The following is a 6,946-nucleotide window of genomic DNA, read 5'->3' as shown; positions in this document are numbered from 1 at the left end:
TGTTTTCAGGACTACTACTTCTCATTTTTGACCAGCTTTTGCGTCTATTGTACCTATTACCAGTCTTTTCTCACAGTCCTTTTATACACTCACCCCTTTCCCATACTAAGCCAAATCACTTTTTCAGTGACAACTAATTAAGCACGAGGACAAGGCGCAGCCAATCGCTTGTGACTGGATCTACATAATTGAACTACCTAAAGCTGAGCGTTTTGAGAGTCACACTTTGCCAAGATATTTGTTAGTTGACGCTAACAAATATTGTGCTACATATTAATTATTATAAAAGTTAACTATTATTAAGTCGCTTAATATAAATAGTATGTGCAATATCCTTATCACATCAAATATGAGTCCTGTGTTATGAACAATCCTATACGTTTTCTGATGATTCTCTTCGTCTTGCCTCTAGTAGCTCTATTTATCTCTTGCTCAGCGAGTAAAGATGAAATGTCCCAGAAGAATAATGCTAAAAGAGGTTATCCTTACACTATCGTAACTACCTGTGGGATGGTTACTAACATCGTCAGCGAAGTAGCCGGAGGAAAAGCCCAAGTCATAGGCCTTATGGGCGAAGGTGTTGATCCACACTTATATAAACCCACCCGTGATGATGTAGCCAAGCTTCTGGAAGCTGATATTGTCTTTTACTCAGGACTGATGTTAGAGGGACGTATGACAGATACTTTTGTAAAGATCGCACGCAAAGGCACACCTGTTCATGCTGTTACAGAGGAAATTTCTGAAAGCTATTTACTCACACCTGAAGATATGGAAGGGCATCCAGACCCTCACGTATGGATGGATGTCCAGGCCTGGTCACAAGCCACTGCTGCTGTCGCTCAAGCACTCTCCCAATTCGATCCTGAGAATGCCCCTTATTACCAGAAAAACCTCATACTTTATCAAGCCGAGCTAGAAAAACTTGATGCCTATATCAAGGATGTCATTGCAAGTATTCCGCAAAAACAACGTTATTTGATTACTGCTCATGATGCTTTTGGCTATTTTGCTCGAAGCTATGGTATAGAAGTCAAAGCTGCGCAAGGTTTGAGCACAGAGTCCGAAGCCGGCGTAGCGGATATTAATGGACTTGTTGACTTTATTGTGGAGCAGAAGATTAAAGCAATCTTTGTCGAGACAAGTGTCGCCGACAAAAATATTCAAGCGATTATTGAGGGAGCTAAATCGAAAGGACATGAGGTGACTATCGGAGGAGCCCTCTTTTCTGATGCTATGGGGGAACCAGGCACCTACGAAGGAACTTACATTGGGATGCTTGACTCCAATGCGACAACAATTGCTAGAGCTCTAGGTGGAAATGCACCTGCCAAAGGCTTATTAGGTCAATTATCCAAACCTAAACAAAACCCTTCTAACCAAGAATCCTAACAGCACTATGACTATGAAAACAACAGAAAGCCTGTCGCCCAGCTCAACGGTAAGTACTCATAGTACTACTCACCGAGAGGAGCCACTCGCTATAACTGATCTCAATGTCTCTTACCGCCGCAAGGTCGTCTTATGGGACCTTGATATGAAAGTGCCTGCCGGTAAACTGACTGCAATTGTAGGCCCTAATGGAGCAGGCAAAAGCACACTCCTCAAAGCAAGCCTAGATCTCATTCCTAAAATCTCCGGCCACATCAAATACTTTGGTGAAAACTATAAAAAATCCCAACATCGAGTTGCCTACGTTCCACAGCGCGAGAGCGTTGATTGGGACTTTCCTGTTAGTGCAAGAGATGTTGTTGCTATGGGACTCTACAAAAAAATTGGTTGGTGCCTACCTGTTATGAACAAGCATAAAAAGTTAGCTCTAGAATCTCTAGAAAAGGTAGGACTTGCTGACTATGCTGACCGCCAAATCAGCCAATTATCTGGGGGCCAACAACAACGTATTTTCTTGGCGCGTGCCCTTGTGCAAAATGCTGACCTCTACCTAATGGATGAACCGTTTGCTAGTATTGATGCATCTACAGAGCGAGCTATCGTAAAAATCATGCAAGAACTCCGTGATGAGGGTAAGACTGTTGTTTGTATTCACCATGACTTGCAAACAGTCCAAGAATATTTTGATTATGTCTTTTTACTAAACATGCGAGTTGTAGCACACGGTCCTATTTCTAAAGTTTTTACCCCCGAAAATCTACGTAAAACATACGGTGGTCACCATCCATTACTAGAACAAGCAGCCGGGACCGTGGCTTCTGAGGAATTGAAACGGTAAAGACATTCTTTCATGTCTCCTCGATTTGTTTTCTCTCTAATTCTATTTTTAGGCATATTACAGTCCAGTAGTCACGCTATAGGCCAGACTCATTCTTTTGAACTTCCTATGTGGACTGAGATAAAGAGAGTAGCATTTATGCAAGATTACAATACACGAATTGTATTTCTTGGAACTTCAGCTTTAGGAGTAGTTTCCGGTGTAATCGGAACATTCCTTCTATTGCGTAAACGCTCGCTATTAAGTGATACAGTAAGCCATGCAACATTACCGGGAATTGCTTTAAGCTACCTAATTTTTGAAACTCTTTTTGGGAATGGCAAGTCCCTTCCCTTATTACTGCTAGGTGCCACACTGACAGGGTTAATAGGAATGGGGTTAGTGGTTCTCATCCCAAAATGGACCCGCCTCAAGGATGATGCGGCTTTAGCTATTGTACTCTCAGTTCTATTCGGCTTAGGTATTTCACTCGTCACGCTCATACAGCAAATGCCAACAGGTAATTCAGCAGGGCTTGAGCATTACATATATGGGAAAGCTGCATCTATGACCGCCATGGATACCCATATTATTTTAGCCATTACTTTGGTTGTAGGCTTAATTACCTTTCTATTTTTTAAGGAATTCACGGTTCTATGCTTTGACACAGCCTTTGCGGAGAGCCAAGGCATATCAGCAAGCCGATTGGATCTAATATTAATGGCACTTGTTGTTGTGGTAACGGTGATAGGATTACAAGCAGTCGGCCTATTGCTTGTTGTCGCGATGCTCATCATTCCATCTGCTTCCGCTCGATTTTGGAGTGAGAAACTCATGACCAATCTGATTCTTTCAGCAATATTAGGTGCAGCAAGTGCTTTCATTGGGGTATTCTTGAGTGCTCTTTTCCCTAAATTTCCTGCTGGAGCTGTCATTGTTCTAACCGCAACAACGATCTTTAGCTTGAGTATGTTTTTGGGAACTTCGCGTGGCCTTTTGGTGCGTTACCTGGCCCATTGCCAAATCACTCGCAGAATTAATAGCCAACACTTGCTAAGAGCATGTTACGAATGCCTTGAAACTTCTGGAGCCATACAAAACAAATCAGATACAAGCCTAAGCTACGAGGCTATTTTAAGCAGGCGCTCTTGGAACCAAGCTGAGCTCAAGAGGCTATTAAGACAAGCACAAAACGACCAATTACTTGAGCAAGTTGAAGGTAAAAGAGATGAGCAAAGAGGAGAAAATTTCTATCGACTAACTGATAGTGGCTGGGGGCAAGCTCAACGGGTTGTTCGCAATCATCGACTATGGGAAATGTATCTCATCGAATATGCCGATGTTGCGCCTGGCCAGGTTGATAGAGATGCCGATGCTATTGAGCATATCTTGGAACCTCAGCTCATGAGCCAACTTGAAGATCTATTGCATGCGGGTAGATACGGCTTACGCGTCCCTACGAGCCCTCATAAGCTTGAGCAGAAAGCTGCTACCTGATGTTTTTTCTAGATCAAATAAACTGGACTTCCCTTGATTCGTGGATTGTTCTCACTGGGGCTTTAATTGCTATGGCTTGTGCCTTGCCGGGGATTTTCCTCATTCTAAACCGTAATAGCATGATAGGTGACGGGATCAGTCATGCAATCTTACCTGGTATAGCCCTAGCTTTTCTTTTAACTGGTTCTCGAGATTGGTTTGTCATTCTCTTAGGAGCAGCTACTGCAGGAATCATCACTATTGCTTTAACAAGACTGATTCAAAATTTCGGGCAAGTTGAAAGCGGTGCAGCTTTAGGAGTAGTTTTTTGTTCTTTATTTGCTTTGGGTCTTATTTTGATTCGAGTTGCCTCAGATCACGTTGATTTAAACCCTGATTGTGTTTTACATGGTTCGATTGAAACAGCGGTCGTGGATTTTCGAAAAGTCCCATTAGTCACAACTCAATCTGCCATTATGCTGCTTGTAAACCTTGCCCTTACTCTTTTGTTCTATAAAGAACTTAGAATAAGTGCATTTGATCCCTCTTTGGCAGCAACACTTGGCTTCCACCCCGAACTCATGCGCTACTGCCTAACCACCCTCACTTCCATCACTGCCGTAATGGCCTTTGAAGCGGTAGGTAGTATTTTAGTAATCGCCATGCTTATTGTGCCAGGAGCAACAGCATTGCTCCTGACACATAAACTCCACTGGGCCCTCTTACTGACTCTTCTATTTGCGGCGCTATCGGGAATTTTGGGACATGTCCTAGCTATCTGGGGGCTACCGCAGTTCTTCAATCAGTTAATCTCAAGTATTGAGTTCTCGAGTGCCAGCACTTCAGGAATGATTGCTACCACTGCGGGCATTCTTTTCATGATAGCACTAGGCATAGTGAAGATTAGGCAATGCCTTAATCTTTAGAAAATACTCGGAGAGTTTTCATTCCAATCATGCAAAAAAAGATTTAAGAATCTGTGTAAAATCTTCGCCCCAACAAACAAAGAGTCTTATTGAGGTATCACTACTGCATACAGCTTCTTTGACTCTCTTTTCCTTCTGGCCCAAGCTGTTATGCATCATCGAGGCTTAAGCAATGGTCTTGCCCGTAGAGAGAAGATCATCACAAGCCTCAGCTAAACGCTCTGCTAATGATAGCTCTGCTTTCTTAAGATAAGTGCGCGGGTCATATTTTTTCTTATCCCCAACTTCACCGTCTATTTTTAAGACACTATCATAGTTCGTCATCAAATGATCTACAATTGGACGAGTAAAAGCGTATTGCGTATCGGTATCAATGTTCATCTTCACAACACCATAATCGAGAGTTTCTCGAATATCTGAAAGATCTGAACCTGAACCTCCGTGGAAAACGAGGTCAAATTCCGCTTCCTTACCATATTTACCCATGACGGCATCTTGGCCTTGTTTTAAAATTTCCGGACGCAACTGCACAGCCCCTGGCTTATAGCTACCGTGAACGTTACCAAAAGTAGCAGCAAATAGATAACGTCCCTTGCCCTTTAAACTTTCATAAACTTCCATCATATCTTCAGGCGTAGTGTATAGTTTCTCCGCAGGTTGGTCAGAATGATCCATACCGTCTTCTTCCCCTCCTACAACTCCGGCTTCAATTTCTAGTATCATTTCCTGCTCTGCGCATGTCTTAAGTAACTCTCCAGATAAAGCCAAATTCTCATTGAGAGGCAGCTCCGAAGCATCCAGCATATGGGAATTGAATAAGTTTCCTAAGCCTTTTTTTCGACGCTCAGCAGTTGCTGCAATAAGAGGCTTTAAGAATGTATCTACTTTGGCCGGCTGACAATGATCGGTATGTAATGCAACCAAAATATCATATCTATCGGCCAGGCGGTGGACTGCTTCTGCTAATACAATTGCACCTAAGGCCATGTCCTTTACTTCAGAGCCAGAAGCAAAAGCCCCTCCCCCAGTAGATACTTGGATAATCCCATCTGATTTTTTATCTGCAAAGGCTTTCAAGGCTCCATTGATTGTGATGATAGAGGTAACATTAATAGCTGGATAGGCATAGCCACCCTCTTGGGCAGCATCCAACATGGCTTCATATTGCTTGGGTGTTGCGACTGGCATAGATGTGCGAAATCTATACGAATTACCCAGACTGAAAAGGAGAAAAAGACATAATGCAAAATTTTTTGGAAAGAAATGGCAGTGCTTTTATGAGCCCTGGTTGGTACTCTTCACCGGAATGAGAACTGAATCCTCTTTCTCAACGGTTTCTCTGGGTACTTGGTAACCATCTGGTAAACGATGTGCGGGAACTGGGCGAACAAGTGGGCTGGTATTAGGCCTAGCAACCACAGGAAAACTAAATACTTCCTCTTTCCCATCTCGTTCAACTAGAACATCTAATTTGTCTCCAACGCTTGAGAAAAAAGCCACGTCTAATACGTCACTGGGATGCTTAATTGCTTGGTCGCCAATTTTTAGAATAACATCCCCTGGAGCCAAGCCACTTTTAGCAGCAGGAGCTCCATCATATAGCTGGGAAACTCTTACAGGCCTATCTCCATTTTCTCTTGGTTTACCCTCTACGACTCCAACACCAACCCAACCATACTCAGCCTCACCAGTTTCTAGGAGGTCATCAATCACTTTTTGAGCCGACTTAATGGGTATAGAGTAACACTCTGTTCCATTCTGAATAGCGAGAGCTAACATCCCTACAATCTCACCCTTACTGTTCAAGAGGGGGCCTCCGATTTGCCCAGGTTTAACTTTTAAGGAAGTGCGGACATAAGTTGTTGCAAAAAAGTAATTCAGATATCGAGCATCGAACCCGGTAACAATCCCAAAAGATGGTGCCGCAGGAAGATCGAAAGGATACGCAACAGCAATAACAGCTTTGGCAACTGCTAGTTTAGTCGAATCACCAAATTTAAGGTGCGGAGTATTACTAAGATCCGTTTTGAGAACCGCAATTCCACTTCGAATATCTCTTCCGTAGATCTGGGCCTCTATTTTTTTGTCCTGATACTCTATCCAAGCTTTACGTGCTTCGTGAACCACATTATATGAAGTAACAACTGTTCCATGACCGTCTATAAAGAATCCTGTCCCTGCTAATGGTTTGGCAGCTCCAAGTCCTCGAACTCGAACTACGGAGGGAGAAGCTTTATCAAAAACCTTCTGAACTTCTTGTCCTATTTCATCTATAACCCCAGCCGAGAGATGCACTGTAGACAATACCACGGCCAGAATAAGCCACGACACAAGA

The 6,946-nt window shown here is 43.1% G+C and carries 6 protein-coding genes; 4 read left to right on the top strand and 2 right to left on the bottom strand.

Annotated features, from left to right (window positions below):
* Nucleotides 1-450 precede the first annotated feature (450 nt).
* The 4 genes from AAGA18_11915 to AAGA18_11900 all read left to right on the top strand — a co-directional run bounded on the left by AAGA18_11915 (nucleotide 451) and on the right by AAGA18_11900 (nucleotide 4,611).
* A complete protein-coding gene (locus AAGA18_11915; protein MEM9446043.1) occupies nucleotides 451-1,392 on the top strand; it encodes a zinc ABC transporter substrate-binding protein in 942 nt (313 codons plus the stop codon).
* Between the two features lie 13 nt (nucleotides 1,393-1,405).
* Nucleotides 1,406-2,230, top strand: a complete 825-nt coding sequence (locus AAGA18_11910) for an ABC transporter ATP-binding protein (protein ID MEM9446042.1) — start codon at nucleotides 1,406-1,408, stop codon at nucleotides 2,228-2,230.
* A gap of 138 nt (nucleotides 2,231-2,368) precedes the next feature.
* Nucleotides 2,369-3,706, top strand: coding sequence for an iron chelate uptake ABC transporter family permease subunit (locus AAGA18_11905; protein MEM9446041.1), 1,338 nt, complete (start codon nucleotides 2,369-2,371; stop codon nucleotides 3,704-3,706).
* Complete coding sequence (locus AAGA18_11900; GenBank protein MEM9446040.1) at nucleotides 3,706-4,611, top strand: metal ABC transporter permease; 906 nt, start codon at nucleotides 3,706-3,708, stop codon at nucleotides 4,609-4,611. Before AAGA18_11905 ends, AAGA18_11900 begins: the two co-directional genes overlap by 1 nt.
* A gap of 165 nt (nucleotides 4,612-4,776) precedes the next feature.
* On the opposite strand, the gene fbaA is transcribed toward AAGA18_11900, so the two are convergent.
* Together fbaA and AAGA18_11890 are read right to left on the bottom strand one after the other, a co-directional pair.
* Nucleotides 4,777-5,799, bottom strand: coding sequence for a class II fructose-bisphosphate aldolase (fbaA, locus tag AAGA18_11895; protein MEM9446039.1), 1,023 nt, complete (start codon nucleotides 5,797-5,799; stop codon nucleotides 4,777-4,779).
* A gap of 87 nt (nucleotides 5,800-5,886) precedes the next feature.
* Nucleotides 5,887-6,942 carry a S1C family serine protease gene (locus AAGA18_11890; protein ID MEM9446038.1) on the bottom strand — a complete coding sequence of 352 codons (1,056 nt, stop codon included), beginning with the start codon at nucleotides 6,940-6,942 and terminating at the stop codon, nucleotides 5,887-5,889.
* Nucleotides 6,943-6,946: the final 4 nt, after the last annotated feature.

It is taken from the genome of Verrucomicrobiota bacterium (assembly GCA_039192515.1).
Lineage (GTDB): Bacteria > Verrucomicrobiota > Verrucomicrobiia > Methylacidiphilales > JBCCWR01 > JBCCWR01.
Note: the sequence above shows the minus strand (reverse complement) of the source record. Positions and strands in the feature narration are given on the sequence as shown.